Source organism: Microbacterium sp. JC 701 (assembly GCF_021026215.1).
In the GTDB taxonomy this organism is placed as follows: Bacteria; Actinomycetota; Actinomycetes; order Actinomycetales; family Microbacteriaceae; genus Microbacterium; species Microbacterium algihabitans.
On record NZ_JAJNCV010000003.1, the window covers coordinates 231,000 to 247,200 of the forward strand.

Genomic DNA, 16,201 nt, shown 5'->3' on the forward strand with positions numbered 1-16,201 from the left:
CCAGTGGCAGAATCGTCGCGTGATCGACGTCGGCATCCTGGACCGTGGCGCCCCCGCGCCCCTGCACGAGCAGCTCGCCCACAGCCTGCGCGCGTCGATCCTCGCCGGTCGGGTGACCAGCGGCGAGGCGGTCCCCTCGACGCGGGCCCTCGCCGCCGACCTGGGGCTCGCTCGCGGCACGGTGGTCTCGGCCTACGAGATCCTCACGGGGGAGGGGTACCTGACGGCCCGGCCCGGCGGCGGCACCGTCGTCGCCGAGATCGTGCGTCCCTCGGAGCCGCGGTCTCTTCCAGTCGTCGCCGCCGCACGCGAGCCCGCCCCGGCCGTGATCGACCTGCGTCCGGGGCGGCCCGGGACGGCGGGAATCGTCGACGCCGCATGGCGCTCGGCGTGGCGGCGCGCGAGTGCGCTCGAAGTCGCCGCCGACGTGGCCGACGTGCTCGGCGAGCCCGCCCTGCGCCGTCAGATCGCCGCGCACCTCGGCCGCACGCGCGGGCTCGACGTCGCCCCCGACGATGTCATCGTGACGGCGGGGACGAGCGATGCGATGCTGCTCACCGTGCTCGCCCTCGAACCCCGCGGGGCGCGGCTGCGGGTCGGCATCGAGAACCCCGGGTACCCCCGCGTGCGGCATCTGCTCGGCCGCGTGGGCGTCGAGGCGGTGCCGATCGCGGTGCGACTCGGCGCGGGTCTCGACCTCGACGACATCGAGGCGCGCGACGACCTCGACGCGATGATCGTCACCCCGCACCACCACTACCCTCTCGGCAGTCGGCTGGATGCCGCGGCCCGGGCCCGTCTGCTCGCGTGGGCGGCCCGCACGGGAGCCGTCGTCGTCGAAGACGACTACGACAGCGAGTTCCCCCACGGCCGCGTGCCGCTGCCGCCCTTGCACCTGCTCGATCCCGCGAACGTGGTGCTGATCGGTTCGCTGTCGAAGGTGCTCACCCCGGCCCTGCGCTGCGGGTGGATCGTGGCGACCGGGGCGTGGCGCGAACACCTCGCGGCCGCGCGCGCCGACCTCGATCCGTCCGTCTCGCAGGTGCAGCAGCAGGCGCTGGCCCTGTACCTCGGCGACGGAGCCCTCGCTCGCCACACCGCCCGGCGCCGCCGCGACTACCGCCACCGGCGCCGGCTGATGCTCGAGGCGTTCGCCGGTGTCGAAGGCGTGACGCTCACGGCCACCGACGGGGGATTGCACGCCGTCGTCCTGCTGCCCGGCTCCGCGCGCGAGGCGGAAACCCGCGTGGTCGCAGCGCTCGCGGCCCGCGGCATCGTGGTGGCGCCCCTCGCGGGATACGCGGTGCCGGGAACCGAGACCGAGCTGCCGCCGGGCCTGGTGTTCGGGTACGCCGAGCCCTCGACTCCCGCTCTGATGAGGGCGGTCGAGACGATCATCGCGACCGCCCGTGCGGCGACGAGCTAGCCGCCGAGCATCTCCAGCGCCGCCATCGCCGCGTTCTGCCCGCCGATGCCGCTCACCGCGCCGCCGCGCTGGGCGCTCGACCCGCACATCAGCACCCGCGGGTGAGGGGTCGCGACGCCCCACCGCTCGGCTGGCGTCGAGGCGGGCGCCTCGAGCCACGGCCACGACAGCGCCCCGTGGAAGATGTCGCCGCCGGCCATGTTCAGCGCGCGCTCGAGGTCGGTCGTCGTGCGCGCCTCGATGCACAGGCGCCCGTCGGGGGCACGGTGGATGCAGTCGCGCAGCGGCTCGGCCAGCACGGAGTCGAGCGAGGCCTGCGCCGCGGCCAGCAGGCGCGCTCCCGCGGCGACGGGGTCGGTGTCGTCGAGCAGGCGGTGCGGCACCTGCAGGCCGAACATCGTGAGCGTCTGCGCCCCCGACGCCTGCAGCTCCTCGCCGAGGATCGACGGGTCGGTCAGCGAGTGGCAGTAGATCTCGACGGGCAGCGGGTCGGGGACGAGACCTCCGGATGCCGCGGCGTAGGCGGCATCGAGCTGTGTCATGGTCTCGTTGACGTGGAACGTGCCCGAGAACGCCTCCTCCGGCGTCACCGATACGTCGCGCAGGCGCGGCAGGCGCGAGAGGAGCATATTCACCTTGACCTGCGCTCCCTCGGGCTCGTCGCCGCCGATCGTGGCGGAGCCACCGGCCGCGAGCAGGCCGTCGAGCACCGCGCGTCCGACCCCGCTGAGCACGAGGTCGCCGCGGAAGACCTCGGAGCGGTCGGTCATGGTGTGCACCTCGCCGTCGGGGCTGATCGAGACCACCTCGACGCCGGTGAAGATCTCGACACCGAATGAGCGGGCGGCGCGTTCGAGCTCGGCGGTCACGGCGCCCATGCCGCCGACGGGAACGTCCCAGTCGCCCGTCCCTCCGCCGATCACGTGGTAGAGGAAGCACCGGTTCTGCGCGAGCGAGGGGTCGTCCGACGTCGAGAAGGTGCCGATGAGGCCGTCGGTGAGGGCGATGCCGCGTACGAGGTCGCTCTGCAGCGACCGGCGCAGGAGGTCGCCGAGGGGGCGGCTCGTGAGGGCCTCCCACAGCTCGTCGTCGCCGAGACGCTCGCGCACCTCGTCGGCGGTGGGCAGGGGCTCGGTCATGGTCGGGAAGACCGCGCGGCCGAGGGGCGCCAGGCGCTCGCCGAAGGCCGAGAAGCGTTCGGCCTCGGCGGCACCGTCGTCGCCCAGCGCGCGCGTGAACGACGCGGCCGTGGCCTCGGCGTCGTGGGTGTCGACGAGGATCCCGCGCGAGGGGTCCGCCGGGTCGGGCGTGTACGACGAGTACCGCCGGCGCTTCAAGGTGATCTGCAGGCCGAGGTCGTCGATGATCTGCTGCGGCAGCAGGCTCACGAGGTACGAGTAGCGCGACAGGCGGGCGTCGACTCCGCGCCAGGGTCTCTCCGACACGGCGGCTCCGCCCACGGCATCCGCCCTCTCGATCACCGCCACGCGGCGCCCGGCGCGCGCGAGATAGGCCGCGGAGACCAGGGCGTTGTGCCCGCCCCCCACGATGACGACGTCGTACTGGCGAGAATCCGAGGCGGTCATGAGCCCACGCTAACGACGGCGAAGAAATCGGCCGAGGGGGTGGCGCAGTAGCGTGGATGCCATGACCTCTCCCGCGGATCTGCTCGAGCTCGCCACGCGTATCGCCCGGGAGGCCGGCGAACTGGCCCACCGTCGCCGCCGGGAGGGGGTGACGGTCGCCGCCACCAAATCGGCCGCCGCCGACATCGTCACCGCCGCCGACCGCGAGGTCGAGGCGTTCATCCGTGCGGAGCTCGCGCGCGAGCGGCCCGACGACGGGTTCTTCGGCGAGGAGTCGGGCGCCGAGAAGGGCACGAGCGGCATCACGTGGGTCGTCGACCCGATCGACGGCACCGTCAACTACGCCTACGGCATCCCCGCATGGGCGGTCAGCATCGCCGCGGTCGAGGGCACGGCCGAGACCGCGTCGTGGACGGCGCTCGCCGGGGCCGTCTTCAACCCGGTCACGGGGGAGCTCTTCACCGCGTCGCGCGGCGGGGGAGCGTGGCTCGGCGACCAGCGCCTGTCGGTCAGCGAGGTCGGACCCGCCGGTGGTCTCGTCGCGACCGGCTTCGGCTACGACCCCGAGACGCACGGACCCGCCCTGGCCCAGTTGTCGCGCGTCATGCCGATCGCGCGCGACGTGCGCCGCATCGGTGCGGCCTCGCTCGATCTGGCCTCGGTGGCCGCAGGGCGGGTCGACGCGTACTACGAGCGCGGCACCCACCCGTGGGACCACGCGGCGGGCGCCCTGCTGGTCGAAGAGGCCGGCGGCACGGTCGGCGGCGCGCCGGGCGGGCGTCCCGGCAACGGCATGGTCATCGCGGCAGGGCCCGGATTCTTCGGTCGCCTCGAGCCGCTGCTCGATTACGCGAGGTGAGTCGGGCACCTTTCATGGCATTCACAGACCCGTCGGGGTAGGGTGTTTACCAGTTCGTTATCTTCCGCAACCCGAACCTGCGGAGATGGTCAAGCCCCGAAGCCCGAAGCCGTCGCGCCTGCGACACGACACGAGAGCCCCTTCCGCGTTGCCGTCTGAAGCCTCCGAGACTGAGCCCGCCGTCACCCGACGGTCTCGTCGCCCCCTCCCCGTCAGCGCCCCCGATGCAGAACCCCGGCTCACTCGAGCCGAGATGCGTCGCCGGGCAGCGAGCGTCGCCACCCTCGACGCCCCGGCCTCCGCCGACCAGAAGGCGGCCGATCCGGCCCCCGTCGACGCCGAGTCCGCGAGCCAGCCCGCGATGGTCGAGGCCGTCGCCGCCGCCGTCGTCGAGACGGTGATCGCCGCCACGATCGAGCCGACCCTCCCCGCGTCCGACGCCCTCGTCGAGAAAGCGGATCCCGCCGATGCGCTCGAGGTCACCGTCGTCGAGGAGCACCGCTCCGATGACGTCGCCGTGATCCTGCAGAGCGCCGACAGCGACGCCGCGACCACGCCGGTCAGCCTCCCGACCTCGCCGATCACGCTCCCCGTCTCGCGCCGCTCGCGCCGTCGCCCCGTCGCCGACGCCGTGATCATCGACTCCGCCGTCGACGCTTCGGTCGCCGACTCCGAGCCCGTCGAGACTCCGGATGCCGCTGAGCCCGAGGTCGCGGCCTCCGTCTCGGCCCCCGCCGACGACGTCGCCGACGAATTCGCTTCGGCGGCCCGCCTGTTCGCCTTCACCGGCGAGACCCCCACCCAGCAGGCCGCGCCGGTCGCCCCGGCCGCCGAGCCGGTGTCGGAGGGCCTCCCCGCCGCTGCGGCTCCCCGCTCGCGCCGCACCGCCCGTCGCATCGCCGCGACCTCGTTCTCGGTCGGCGTCATGGGCGTCGTGGGTCTGCTCACCGTCGGCATGACCATGCCGGTCAGCGCTCTCGCGTCGGCGGCCGGCACCGACAACGTCGCCGCCCCCGAGGTCGCGACCACGCGTCTCGCCGTCGCCGGCGACGTCGCGGCATCCGGTGCGAACGACATCCAGGCCTACGTCGCGCCCGCCCAGGCGCAGTCGGCCGCGGTCGACCGTGCCGATGACGGATACTCCGCCACCACGTACACCAAGATGGCGCTCGACTCGGGCATCACGCGGCCCTCCGACTTCTACACCAACGACCCGACGGCGCCCATCCAGTGGCCCTTCGCCGTGGGTGTGTCGATCTCGTACGGCTTCGGCATGCGCGACGGCGGCTTCCACGAGGGCGCCGACTTCGTCCCCGGTGAAGGCTCGCCCGTGCAGGCCATCGCCGACGGCACCGTGCGCATCGCCACCGAGCAGGGCGGCGCCTTCGGCGTCACCGTGCTGATCGACCACGAGATCGACGGACAGCTCGTCTCGAGCCGCTACGGCCACATGCAGTACGGCTCGCTCCAGGTCACGCAGGGCGAGAAGGTGCACGTGGGCCAGTTCCTCGGCCGCACCGGCAACACCGGACGCTCGTTCGGTGCGCACACCCACGTCGAGATCCTGCAGAACGGCACCACGCCGATCGACCCGATCGCGTGGCTGCGTCAGCACGCCGGAGGGTGACCCTCGATTCGTGTGAGAGTGTCGCGATCTGATATTCTCTTCTAGTTGCCCGGAGCGATCCGGGTACGCCCCGATAGCTCAGTGGCAGAGCACTTCCATGGTAAGGAAGGGGTCGTCAGTTCAATCCTGACTCGGGGCTCAAGGCATCCACTTCTGAATACCGGATGCCGTGCGGCGGGGTAGCTCAGTTGGTGAGAGCGCACGACTCATAATCGTGAGGTCGCGGGTTCAAGCCCCGCTCCCGCTACGGATGAAGCCCCGGTCGCCCGGGGCTTTTTCGTTGCCTTGGCGCGTGCTCGGGCGTCGGTCGCGGACACAACCGCGGGATGTTCGCCGGACACGCCGCCGCGGTCGCCGCGTGGCGGCGTGTCGTCGATGATCCCCGCGGTTGTGCGTGCGGTATGACGTGTGGCGGCGGCGAACGGTCGATGTTCCCCGCGGTCGTGTGCTCCCGCCCGGCCCGCGCGGCGCCGGGCCCGGCCTCAGACCATCGTGTCGAGGATCCCGACCAGGTCGTCGAAGGTCGTGCGCGGGTTGAGGATCGCGAAGCGCGCGTTGACGCGGCCCGCGTGGCTCGACGGCGTGACGAACGCGTGCTGGTCGTCGAGCAGGCGGGCCGACCAGCGGTCGTAGTCGGGCTTGTCCCATCCCACGCGCTCGAAGACGACGACGCCGAGTTGCGGGCGTCGCACCAGCGCGACCTCGGGGCGGCGCTCGATCTCGTCGGCGATGCGTTCGGCGAGGTCGATGGCGGCCGTGATGGCTTCGCGGTACACGGCGGCGCCGTAGGTGGCGAGCGAGAACCAGAGGGGGAGTCCGCGCGCGCGGCGGGTCAGGTGCGCGGCGAAGTCGGACGGGCTCCAGTCGCTCGTCTCGGTGAGGGTGTCGAGGTACTCGGCGTGCTGCGTGTGCGCGCGGCGACCGAGCTCGGGGTCGCGGTAGATCAGGGCGCACGCGTCGAACGGCGCAAAGAGCCACTTGTGCGGGTCGACGACGAGGGAGTCGGCGTGCTCCACCCCGGCGAAGCGGTGCCGGGCGCGGGGCGACAGCATGCCCGTCAGGCCGTAGGCGCCGTCGACGTGCAGCCACGCGTCGGTCCCCTCGATGGCGAGGGCGATGTCGGCGATGTCGTCGACGATGCCGAAGTTGGTCGAGCCGGCCGTCGCGACGACGGCGAAGACGCTCTCGCCGTACTCGTCGAGGGCCGCGCGCACGGCATCGCCGCGCAGCACGCCGTCTTCGCCCACGGGCACGCCGACGACCTCGACGTCCATCACCCGCGCGGCCGAGGCGATCGAGGAGTGCGCCTCGACGCTGCAGACCACGCGCCACGCGTCGGGGCGCGGCGTGCCGGCATCCGCGAATCGATCGTGAGCGGCCTCGCGCGCTGCGACGAGCGCCGACAGGTTGCCGAGGGTGCCGCCCTGCACGAACACCCCGCCCGCTCCGGCGGGCAGGCCGAACTCGGCGGCGAGCCAGCGCAGCACCTCGTTCTCGGCGTGCACCGCGCCCGCACCCTCGAGCCACGATCCGCCGTACAGGGCGCTCGCCGACACGACGAGGTCGAACGCGGCCGCCGCCTTCGTCGGCGCGCTCGGGATGAACGACAGGTACCGCGGGTCGTCGGTCGTGATGCAGGCCGGCGCCAGCACGTGCTCGAACACCCCGAGGGCCTTGCGCGCGCCGATGCCGGCCTCGTCGATCGTGCGACCTGCCAAACGTGTGAGCTCGGCGGCGGGGAGGGGCTTGTCGAGAGGGGTGTCCTCCGACAGCAGGCGGGTGCGGGAGTAGTCGAGCACCATGTCGACGATCGCGCGCGTCTCGTCGGTGACCTCGTGCATGCGGCCGGGAGTGCTGTTGGTCATCGGGGTTCTCCGGGTGTGGGGGCGCCGATCGCATGATCGACAGAAGGAGCGTAGCGACCGCTGCGCGTGCCCGGCGATCGCGGACCGCGTCGGCCGCGGCGCCGCTTCGGGGAATGCTGCAGCGCGGGGATCCTTCCGATCGTCGAATCGTCCATGTTGGGTGGGCGATCGTCCTCTGATCACGCGCCTGGGCCCCAGTAGCGTGAGCGAGGAACATCCCGCCCGGTCGCGCGACCGGCGATCAATGGAGATAAGGAACGCGGATGACGAAGAAGACAGTTCGCACGAGCGCGACCCGGATGGTCGGAGCGGCCATCGCCGTCCTGGCCCTGGCCGCCGTGACCGCCTGCAGCTCGGGCATGGAGACCGCGTCACCCGACTCGGGCGCCGCCGCCGGCCCGAAGGACGGCCCCCTCACGATCGCCTTCCTGCAGAAGCAGGGCGATCAGCAGTACTTCATCGACGAGGCGAACGGCGCCAAGGAGGCCGCGCAGGCGGCGGGGGACGTCACGATCAACGCCGTCGACCTCGGCACCGACTCGAACAAGGCCATCTCCGAGGTGGAGGCGGCGATCGCCCAGCAGGTGGACGGGATCATCATCGTCGTCCCCGACCAGCAGATCGGCCCCCAGGTCATCCAGCTGGCGAAGGACGCCGGCATTCCGATCATGGCGGCCGACGACACGATCGAAGACGCCGCGGGCAACGCTGCGCCGTTCTCGGGCTTCGACGGGACCTCGATGGGCGAGAAGGTCGGGGCCGAAGCCGCCCGACTGTACGAGGAAGCCGGATGGACCGCGGCGAACACCCGCATCCTGTCGGCATACAAGCAGGACCTCACCGTCTGCCAGCAGCGCGTCGACGGCGCGAAGAGCGCCTTCACCGAGGCGATCTCCGACGGCCCCGAGGTGATCGACGTCGGCACCGACAACTCGGCGACCGACGCGCAGGACAAGGCCGGCGCCGTCATCACGGCGAACGCCGGAGTGACCAACTGGGTCGTGTGGGGCTGCAACGACGAGAGCGAGACGGGCGTCGTGACGGCCCTGCAGAACTCGGGCGTCGCCGCCGACAACATCATCGGCGTCGGCCTGGGCGCCTACCTGACCTGCAAGGACTGGAAAGCCGGTCAGCAGACGGGCAACAAGGCCGCGCTGTTCATCTCGGGCGTCGAGGTCGGCAAGGCCGCCGCGAACTCGATGATCGACCTGCTGCGCAACGGCACCGCCCTGCCGCCCCAGTCGATCGCCAACACCGAGATCGTCGATGCGAGCAACTGGGAAGCCAAGGGCGTCGTCTGCACCTGACCCGACGACGGATGGAGGCGGCGGAGCGCCGCCTCCATCACCGGTGCCACGACGACGTGAGAAGAGGACGACGGTGAGTCAGGAAAGCATCGCGCTGCGCGCGGCGGGAATCTCGAAGAACTTCGGCCCGGTCCATGCCCTCCGGGGAGTGGAAGTGGAGCTGCGGTCGGGAGAGGTCACCGCGCTCATGGGGGAGAACGGTGCGGGGAAGTCCACCCTGCTCAAGATCCTGAACGGCGATTACCGTCCCGACGGCGGCAGCCTCGAGATCGACGGGAGGCCCGTCGAGTTCTCCGACCCCTCGGACGCGCGGCGAGCGGGCCTGCGCGTCATCGCCCAGGAACCGGAGATCATCGCCGCGGTCTCCGTCGCCGAGAACATCTTCGTCGGCGACCTCGGGGGAGTCGGCTTCAACCGACGCGCCCTCATCGAGCGCACGCGCACGGAGCTGCGCCGCTGGGGGTTCGATCGGGCCCTGCGCGCCGACGCCCTCGGCTCCGACCTCTCGCCCGCGCAGAGGCAGCTCGTGGAGATCATGCGTGCGGTCGTCAGCCGCCCGCGCATCATCTGCTTCGACGAGCCCACCTCCTCACTCGGCGACGAGGAAGTGGCGCTGCTCTTCTCCCTCATCCGACAGCTCCAGGACGACGGCGTGGCGGTGGCGTACGTGTCCCATCGCATGGCCGAGATCTTTCAACTCGCCGACAGAATCACGGTGCTGCGCGACGGCGCCTTCGTCGGGACCAAGCGGGTCTCGGAGACCGATCACGACGACCTCGTGCGCATGATGGTGGGCCGCGACCTCGAGAAGTTCTTCCACCGCGACCGTGCCGCCCTGGGCGAGACGGTGCTCGAGCTCATCGGCGTCGGCAACGAGCACGTCACCGACGTCGATCTCACCGTGCGGGCCGGAGAGGTCGTCGGGGTCGCCGGCCTCGTCGGCGCCGGCCGCAGCGAGCTCATGAAGACCATCGCGGGCGACTACCCCGCGACCGCGGGCCGGATCGTCGTCTCGGGCGAGGTCCGTAGCATCCGCCAACCCTCCGACAGCATCCGCGCCGGCATCGGCTTCGCGCCCGAGGAGCGGAAGGCCGAGGCCCTGCTCCTGCAGAGGTCGGTGCGCGACAACGCGGCCCTGGTCGTGCTGAAGTCTCTCGCCCGCTGGATCTTCGTGCGCGGTCGCGCCGAACGCGCGCTCGCCCAGGAGTACATCCAGAGGCTGCGGATCCGCACCCCCTCCTCCGAGCAGCTGGTGGGCAATCTGTCGGGCGGCAACCAGCAGAAGGTCGTGCTCGCACGGTGGCTCGCGACGAAGCCCCGACTGCTTCTGCTCGACGAACCCACCCGCGGCATCGACGTCGGGGCGAAGTCGGAGATCTACGCGATCATCGACGAACTCGCCCACCAGGGTGTCGCCGTCATCGTCGTCTCGAGCGAGCTCCCCGAGATCCTCGGCGTCTCCGATCGCATCTACGTCATGGCCGACGGGCGCATCGCCGGCGAGCTGGACCGCGAAGACGCCACCGAGGAGCGCATCCTCGCGCTCGCGATGAACGACATCTCCGCATGACCTCCTCACCCCGAAGGGACCCCTCCGTGTCTACCGCCCCCCTCGCGCCGGCTCGCGCGGACGCACCCGAGACCCACACCGTCTCCCCGGCCAAGCGCTTCGTCGCGACGGTCGGCGTGCAGAACATCTCGCTGATCATCGCCATCGCGTTGGTCGTCGCCGTCATCGGCATCCAGAATCCGCTCTTCTTCACCATCGCGAACCTCCGCGTGATCGGGACGGCGGTCGCCATCGTGGGCCTGCTGGCGGTCGTGCAGACGATCGTGATCATCCTCGGCGCGCTCGACATCTCGGTCGGATCGATCGCGGGACTCACCTCGGTGACCTCGGCGATGCTGTTCACCGCCACGTCGTCCGCTCTGGTCGGGGTGGTCGGCGCGGTCGCCATCGGCGTGGTCTGCGGTCTCGTGAACGGCTGCATCATCGTGTTCGGCCGCGTGAACCCCGTGATCGCGACCCTCGCGACCCTCGCGGCGTTCAAGGGCGTCGCCCAGCTGATCTCGGACGGTCGCGCGCAGGGCTACACCGGGGCCGACCCGTTCTTCGTGTTCCTCGCCCGCGGAGCGGTGCTCGGCGTGCCGACGCTCATCTGGGTGCTGGTCATCGTCGCGGTCGTCGCCCACCTCGTGCTGCGGTACACGACCATCGGTCGCAACATCTACGCGGTGGGCGGCAACAACATCGCCGCCCGCCTCGCCGGCATCAACATCAACCGGTACATCATCGGGGTCTACATGGTGACCGGCGCCGTCGCGGCCATCGCCGGCGTGCTCATCACCGCCCGAACCGGCTCGGGTCAGCCGATCTCCGGCTCCGAGGGGCTCGAGCTGCAGGCGATCACGGCCGCCGCCCTCGGCGGTGCCGCGCTCAAGGGCGGCAAGGGCGCGATCGCCGGAACGATCCTCGCGGTGATCCTGCTCGGCGTGCTCACCAACGGCATGACGCTGCTGGGCGTGAACACGTTCTGGCAGAACGTCGCGCAGGGCACGCTGCTCGTGATCGCCGTGGTCATCCAGCAGCTCCGCTCCGGCGAGCGTCGCATCGGGATCCCCGGCTGACGCCGACGGATGCCGAGTCCCGATCTATCCCTTGTGCTGCGAACGATAGGTGGAGGGGTTGACGCCGTGCATGCGCCGGAAATGACGCGAGAAGTACAGCGGGTCCGCGTACCCCACCGCCACCGCCACGTCGGCGATGGGCATCGTCGTGGTGTCGAGCAGGGTCCGGGCCCGGCTCATGCGCAGCGATGTGTGGAAGGCACCCGGTCCGCCGCCGGTGGCCTGGTGGAACAGCGCGCTCAGATGCGAGGGGGAGACGCCCACGATGGCGGCCAGCTCCGGCACCGAGATGGCACCTTCCACGCGGGCCTCGAGGTAGCGCATGGCGCGCTCCAGGGGCGAGCCGGTCGCGGGGAGCCGGCTGTCGGCGGCGAGTCGCGTCAGCAGGTGCCAGGCGATTCCGGATGCCGCGAGCAGGTGGATCGGCGAGGGCCGCTGCTCCATCGTCTCGACGAGCTCGTCGAACAGCGCGGCGATGCGGTCCACCGACTTCAGCACCACGACCGGCTGTTGCGCGCGGAGCACCGAACCGATCAGGTCGGCCACGTCGGCACCGCGGACGTGCATCCACCAGATCGTCCACGGATCCGTGTCGGACGCCGCGTAGTGGTGGCTGACGTAGGGCGGGATGATCGCGCACCCGGAGGCGTCGAGGGCGAAGCTCTGGCCGTCCACGGTCACCGTGCCGCTGCCCGCGACGCAGAGGATCACGATCGTCTCCGACGTGCCGTGCGCCCGCCGGCGGCGATGGCGCCGCGCGCGGGGGAAGTAGCCCGCGTCGGTGACGAGGAGCTGCCGCGTCCCGGCGCGACCGATGGCCTCTTCGACGAGGGGACGCGGCACCACGCACAAGCGCTGGTTCGCGAAACCCTCCATCAGTCCCGAGACGTCGTCGCCCTCCGGCGCAAGGGCGATCGGCCCCGACTCACTCATGTGGAACACCCTATTGCTCGCCGAGGAGGCGTCCGATGACCATGCACCCCGAGACCTCCACCGCGCCCGGGCCGGCCGAGATCGAGCTCCCCGACGCCCCGAGCGCCCTGCGCGACGAGCTGGCCGAGGGGCGGGCGATCGCGTGGGACGAGCCGCTCACCATCCGCACGTACGACGCCCACGAGCCCAGTGCGTACCCGATGTTCCTCGACCATCGCGTGTACCAGGGGTCGAGCGGCAAGGTCTATCCGCTGCCGTTCATCGAGCGGGTGTCGGACGAGCCGCGGGCGCGGCAGTGGCAGGCCGTGCATCTGGAGAACGAGTACCTCCGTCTCGTGGTCCTCCCCGAGCTCGGCGGTCGCATCCACGTGGCCTACGACAAGACCACCGACTACGACTTCTTCTATCGCAACAACGTCATCAAGCCCGCCCTCGTCGGCCTCGCCGGCCCGTGGGTCAGCGGCGGTGTCGAGTTCAACTGGCCGCAGCACCATCGACCGGCGACCCACCTGCCCGTCGAGACGTCGATCGAGCACGGTGACGACGGCTCGGTCACCGTATGGTGCGCTGACCACGACCCCTTCACGCGCATGGCCGCGCAGCACGGCGTGCGGATCCGCCCCGGCAGCACGGTCGTCGAGGTCGCGGTGCGCCTGCACAACCGCACGAGCGAGCGCCAGACCTTCCTCTGGTGGGCGAACGTCGCCGCTCGGGTCAACGACGACTACCAGTCGTTCTTCCCCGAGGACGTGCGCTACGTCGCCGATCACGCGCGTCGTGCTCTGACGGCGTTCCCCCGCGCGGACCGGCCCTACTACGGTGTCGACTACGCCGCGCTCGCCGCGGCCGCGCCCGAGGCGGTCCCGGCGGCCGACCGCATCGACTTCTACCGGAACATCCCCGTGCCGACCTCGTACATGATCGTCGACTCGGAGGACGACTTCTTCGGCGGGTACGACCACGGCGCGGGGGCGGGCTTCGTCCACTGGGCGGAGCGCCGCATCTCACCCGGAAAGAAGCAGTGGACGTGGGGAGACGCTCCCTTCGGCCACGCCTGGGATGCGCAGTTGACCGACGAAGATGGTCCGTATGTGGAGTTGATGGCGGGCGTCTACACCGACAATCAACCGGATTTCAGCTGGCTCCTGCCGGGCGAGACGAAGACGTTCTCGCAGTACTGGTATCCGATCCCCGCCCTCGGACCCGCCCATCAGGCGACCCCCGACGCCGCGGTGCACGTCGATCGCGCCGAGGGGGTGCGGGCGGTCTTCGCCGTGACGTCGCCGCGGCCGGCGGCGGTGATGCGCATCGTCGTGGACGGCCGTGTCGTGGCGGAGCGGCGGGCGGATCTGCATCCGGGATCCGTCGACGAGATCGTGTGGGAGGGGCCTGTCGAGGGAGCGCTCGAGGTCGAGCTGCGCTCCGCGGGCGGGGCGAGCCTCGTGCGGTGGACGCCCTCGGTGGTCGACGACGCCGAACCGTGGGTGGCCGACGAACCCCCGCTCCCCGCGCAGATCGACACCGTGGAGGAGCTGTATCTCACGGGTCTGCACCTGAGCCAGTTCCGGCACCCGACGCGCTCTCCGCTCTCGTACTGGGAAGCGGCCCTCGACCGCGATCCCGGCGACGTGCGCGTCAACCTCGCGCTGGGCGACGCGCGATACCGCTCGGGCGAGTACGCCGAGGCGCTCCGCCACGTCGAGACCGCCGTGAGCCGGCTCACGCGCCGCAACGCGAACCCGACGGATGCCGAGGCCTTCTACCTCGGGGGGCTGATCCTGCAGCGACTGGGGCGGCCCATCGACGCGGAGCGCGCCTTCGGAAAGGCCGGATGGGACGGCACGTGGGCGGCGGCCGCCGGCTTCGAGCTGGGGTCGTCACTCGCGCGCCGGGGTCGTACCCGGGCGGCCCTGCGGGTTCTCGATTCGCTCGACGGGGTCGCAGCGTACGACAGTCGTCGAGAGGTACTGCGGGCCGTGCTCCTGCGCCGCGCGGAGCGGGCGACCGAGGCCGACCTCGTCCTGCGCGAGGTGCTCGCGGTCGAGCCCCTGAACCCCACCGCGCGGCACCTCTCGGGCGCGCCCGGTACGGACGACCCCGGTCTGCTGCTCGACACCGCCCTCGACCTCCTCCATCTCGGTGAGGTGGACGACGCTCTCGGGCTCCTCGCCCGCGTCACGGGCCTCCCGGTCTGTGCGGCGGGGAACGTCATCCCCCTCGCGCACTATCTCACCGCGGCCGCTCTCGAGGAGCGGGGCGAGGCCGATGCGGCCGCCGCGGCGCGATCGGCGGCGCGCGACAGTGATCTGACGTGGGCGTTCCCGCACGGACTCGCGGCATTCGACGCCCTCGGCGCCGCGATCGCCGCGGACGACTCCGACGCTGTCGCCCGCTTCCTGCTCGGCAACCTGCTCTACGGGCAAGGACGGCGCGAGGACGCCCTGGCGCGGTGGCGCGAGGCGATGGAGCGGGGCCTTCGCGACGTGGTGCTGCTGCGCAACGCCGCGATCGCGGAGTTCACCGTCGCCCGCGACGACGACGCGGCGTGGAACCTCTACGAGGAGGCGACGCGGACCGCCCCCGACGACGCGCGGCTGCTCTTCGAACGCGATCAGCTGGCGGCCAAGCTGGGGCACTCGACGGCCGATCGTCTCGCCGTGCTCGACGAACGGCGCGAGGTCGTGCTGACCCGCGACGACCTCACCATCGAATACGTCACGCTGCTGACCTCCGAGGGACGTGCGGGGGAGGCGCGCGGCATCCTGCTCGGTCGGGCCTTCCACCCGTGGGAAGGGGGCGAGGGGCGCGCGCTGGCCGCGTGGGACCAGACCAACGCCGCGCTCGGTCTCGCGCCCGCCGACCCGCCGCCGTCTCTGGGCGAGGCGCGCCCGCGCTACGTCGCTCCCGCCGCCGTCCGCGACGACGGGGTCACCGACTACTTCGCGACGAGCCTGCCCGAGCTGCTGCTGTTCCACCGCGAGGACGAGAGGGGATGATCGACGACGTCGTTCTGACGGCGGGGCACTACGAGGCCGTCGTCACCCCGTTCGGCGCCGCGCTGCGCTCCGCGCGACACCGGGGGCGCGACCTCGTCGCCGCGCGCCCGCCGGGGTTCGACCCGTCGATGAGGGGTGCGGTGCTGGCACCGTGGCCGAACCGGACGGCGGACGGTCGTTACGAGTTCGACGGATTGACGCACGAGCTGGAGATCACCGAACCGACGACCCGGACGGCCGTGCACGGCCTCGTGACGCGAACGCTGTTCGACGTCGCCGCGCGGACCGCGCGATCCGCCGTGCTGAGCACGGTGATCGATCGGCCCTCGGGCTACCCCTGGCGGATGCGACTCGACGTCTCGACCGTCGTGTCCGAGGAGGGCATCCAACAACGGATCACCGCGACGAACGAGTCGGAAGAGCGCGCCCCTGTCGGGCTCGGAGCGCACCCCTCCCTCGTGGCGGGACCTGCGGTCCCGTCGGCAATCGACCGGTGGACCCTCACGGTCCCCGCCGACGAGGTGATGCTGGTGTCGGGCGACAGGATGCTCCCCGTCGGTCGGGTGCCCGTCGAGGGGACTCCATACGACCTGCGTCGGAGACGGCCGATCGCAGACCGGGTCGTCAACAACGCGCTGACAGCGCTGCGACCCGACGACGAGGGGATCGTCCGGGTCTCTCTCGTCGATCCGGCCGACGGGACGGGCGTCGAGCTGCGGGTCGACGGCAGCTCGCCCTGGCTGCAGGTCTACACCGCCGACCACGGACCCGCGGGGGAGTACCGGCACGCGGTGGCCGTCGAACCGTCGACCTGTCCACCCGACGCCCTCCGCTCCGGGGTGGATCTGCGCCTGCTCGAGCCCGGTCAGTCGACGTCGCTGTGGTGGGAGCTTCGCGCTCTCTGAGCTCCGAAGCCCTCCCCCTTCGCTCGCGGGCATAGGCTCAGCGCATGTCGATCGCCGCGGGTCACGGCG

11 protein-coding genes and 2 tRNA genes are annotated in these 16,201 nt (G+C 71.6%); 10 read left to right on the top strand and 3 right to left on the bottom strand.

Annotated elements, in window-relative coordinates:
* Nucleotides 1–19: 19 nt before the first annotated feature.
* Nucleotides 20–1,426: a PLP-dependent aminotransferase family protein gene (locus tag LPW41_RS12965; RefSeq protein WP_230705050.1), complete on the top strand. Its 1,407-nt coding sequence runs from the start codon at nucleotides 20–22 to the stop codon at nucleotides 1,424–1,426.
* Here the strand turns inward: LPW41_RS12965 and LPW41_RS12970 are convergent.
* A complete protein-coding gene (locus tag LPW41_RS12970; protein WP_230705051.1) occupies nucleotides 1,423–3,012 on the bottom strand; it encodes an NAD(P)/FAD-dependent oxidoreductase in 1,590 nt (529 codons plus the stop codon). The genes LPW41_RS12965 and LPW41_RS12970 overlap by 4 nt on opposite strands.
* A gap of 61 nt (nucleotides 3,013–3,073) precedes the next feature.
* On the opposite strand from LPW41_RS12970, the gene LPW41_RS12975 reads away from it, so the two are divergent.
* The 4 genes from LPW41_RS12975 (at nucleotide 3,074) to LPW41_RS12990 (ending at nucleotide 5,745) form a co-directional block, all read left to right on the top strand.
* Complete coding sequence (locus LPW41_RS12975) at nucleotides 3,074–3,871, top strand: inositol monophosphatase family protein (protein ID WP_144832600.1); 798 nt, start codon at nucleotides 3,074–3,076, stop codon at nucleotides 3,869–3,871.
* Between the two features lie 253 nt (nucleotides 3,872–4,124).
* Nucleotides 4,125–5,498, top strand: a complete 1,374-nt coding sequence (locus tag LPW41_RS12980) for a M23 family metallopeptidase (protein WP_144832603.1) — start codon at nucleotides 4,125–4,127, stop codon at nucleotides 5,496–5,498.
* Between the two features lie 67 nt (nucleotides 5,499–5,565).
* A tRNA-Thr gene (locus LPW41_RS12985) sits at nucleotides 5,566–5,637 on the top strand.
* Nucleotides 5,638–5,671: 34 nt separating this feature from the next.
* Nucleotides 5,672–5,745, top strand: a tRNA-Met gene (locus tag LPW41_RS12990).
* 235 nt (nucleotides 5,746–5,980) lie between these two features.
* Here LPW41_RS12990 and LPW41_RS12995 read toward each other — a convergent pair.
* Nucleotides 5,981–7,363, bottom strand: a complete 1,383-nt coding sequence (locus LPW41_RS12995) for an aminotransferase class V-fold PLP-dependent enzyme (protein WP_230705052.1) — start codon at nucleotides 7,361–7,363, stop codon at nucleotides 5,981–5,983.
* Nucleotides 7,364–7,626: 263 nt separating this feature from the next.
* Between LPW41_RS12995 and LPW41_RS13000 the strand changes: the two genes are divergently transcribed.
* From LPW41_RS13000 to LPW41_RS13010, 3 genes are all read left to right on the top strand, one after another.
* Complete coding sequence (locus LPW41_RS13000; RefSeq protein ID WP_222846089.1) at nucleotides 7,627–8,670, top strand: substrate-binding domain-containing protein; 1,044 nt, start codon at nucleotides 7,627–7,629, stop codon at nucleotides 8,668–8,670.
* A 73-nt stretch (nucleotides 8,671–8,743) separates the two neighbouring features.
* Nucleotides 8,744–10,240, top strand: a complete 1,497-nt coding sequence (locus LPW41_RS13005) for a sugar ABC transporter ATP-binding protein (protein WP_144832609.1) — start codon at nucleotides 8,744–8,746, stop codon at nucleotides 10,238–10,240.
* A gap of 26 nt (nucleotides 10,241–10,266) precedes the next feature.
* A complete protein-coding gene (locus tag LPW41_RS13010) occupies nucleotides 10,267–11,298 on the top strand; it encodes an ABC transporter permease (protein ID WP_222846090.1) in 1,032 nt (343 codons plus the stop codon).
* Nucleotides 11,299–11,322: 24 nt separating this feature from the next.
* Here the strand turns inward: LPW41_RS13010 and LPW41_RS13015 are convergent, their stop codons facing one another.
* The gene (locus tag LPW41_RS13015) at nucleotides 11,323–12,231 is read right to left on the bottom strand and encodes an AraC family transcriptional regulator (protein ID WP_230705053.1); all 909 of its coding nucleotides are present in this window, start codon (nucleotides 12,229–12,231) and stop codon (nucleotides 11,323–11,325) included.
* Between the two features lie 35 nt (nucleotides 12,232–12,266).
* Between LPW41_RS13015 and LPW41_RS13020 the strand changes: the two genes are divergently transcribed.
* On the top strand, nucleotides 12,267–15,227 hold the full coding sequence (locus LPW41_RS13020; RefSeq protein ID WP_230705054.1) for a DUF5107 domain-containing protein: 2,961 nt from the start codon (nucleotides 12,267–12,269) through the stop codon (nucleotides 15,225–15,227).
* The gene (locus tag LPW41_RS13025) at nucleotides 15,224–16,132 is read left to right on the top strand and encodes an aldose 1-epimerase family protein (RefSeq protein WP_230705055.1); all 909 of its coding nucleotides are present in this window, start codon (nucleotides 15,224–15,226) and stop codon (nucleotides 16,130–16,132) included. The genes LPW41_RS13020 and LPW41_RS13025 overlap by 4 nt, the downstream gene beginning before the upstream one ends.
* Nucleotides 16,133–16,201 lie beyond the last annotated feature (69 nt).

Coding starts and splice junctions, on each gene's coding strand:
- LPW41_RS12975 (WP_144832600.1), top strand. CDS start 3,074: ATGACCTCTCCCGCGGATCTGCTCGAGCTCGCCACGCGTATCGCCCGG.
- LPW41_RS13020 (WP_230705054.1), top strand. CDS start 12,267: ATGACCATGCACCCCGAGACCTCCACCGCGCCCGGGCCGGCCGAGATC.
- LPW41_RS13000 (WP_222846089.1), top strand. CDS start 7,627: ATGACGAAGAAGACAGTTCGCACGAGCGCGACCCGGATGGTCGGAGCG.
- LPW41_RS13025 (WP_230705055.1), top strand. CDS start 15,224: ATGATCGACGACGTCGTTCTGACGGCGGGGCACTACGAGGCCGTCGTC.
- LPW41_RS12980 (WP_144832603.1), top strand. CDS start 4,125: ATGCGTCGCCGGGCAGCGAGCGTCGCCACCCTCGACGCCCCGGCCTCC.
- LPW41_RS13015 (WP_230705053.1), bottom strand. CDS start 12,231: ATGAGTGAGTCGGGGCCGATCGCCCTTGCGCCGGAGGGCGACGACGTC.
- LPW41_RS12970 (WP_230705051.1), bottom strand. CDS start 3,012: ATGACCGCCTCGGATTCTCGCCAGTACGACGTCGTCATCGTGGGGGGC.
- LPW41_RS12995 (WP_230705052.1), bottom strand. CDS start 7,363: ATGACCAACAGCACTCCCGGCCGCATGCACGAGGTCACCGACGAGACG.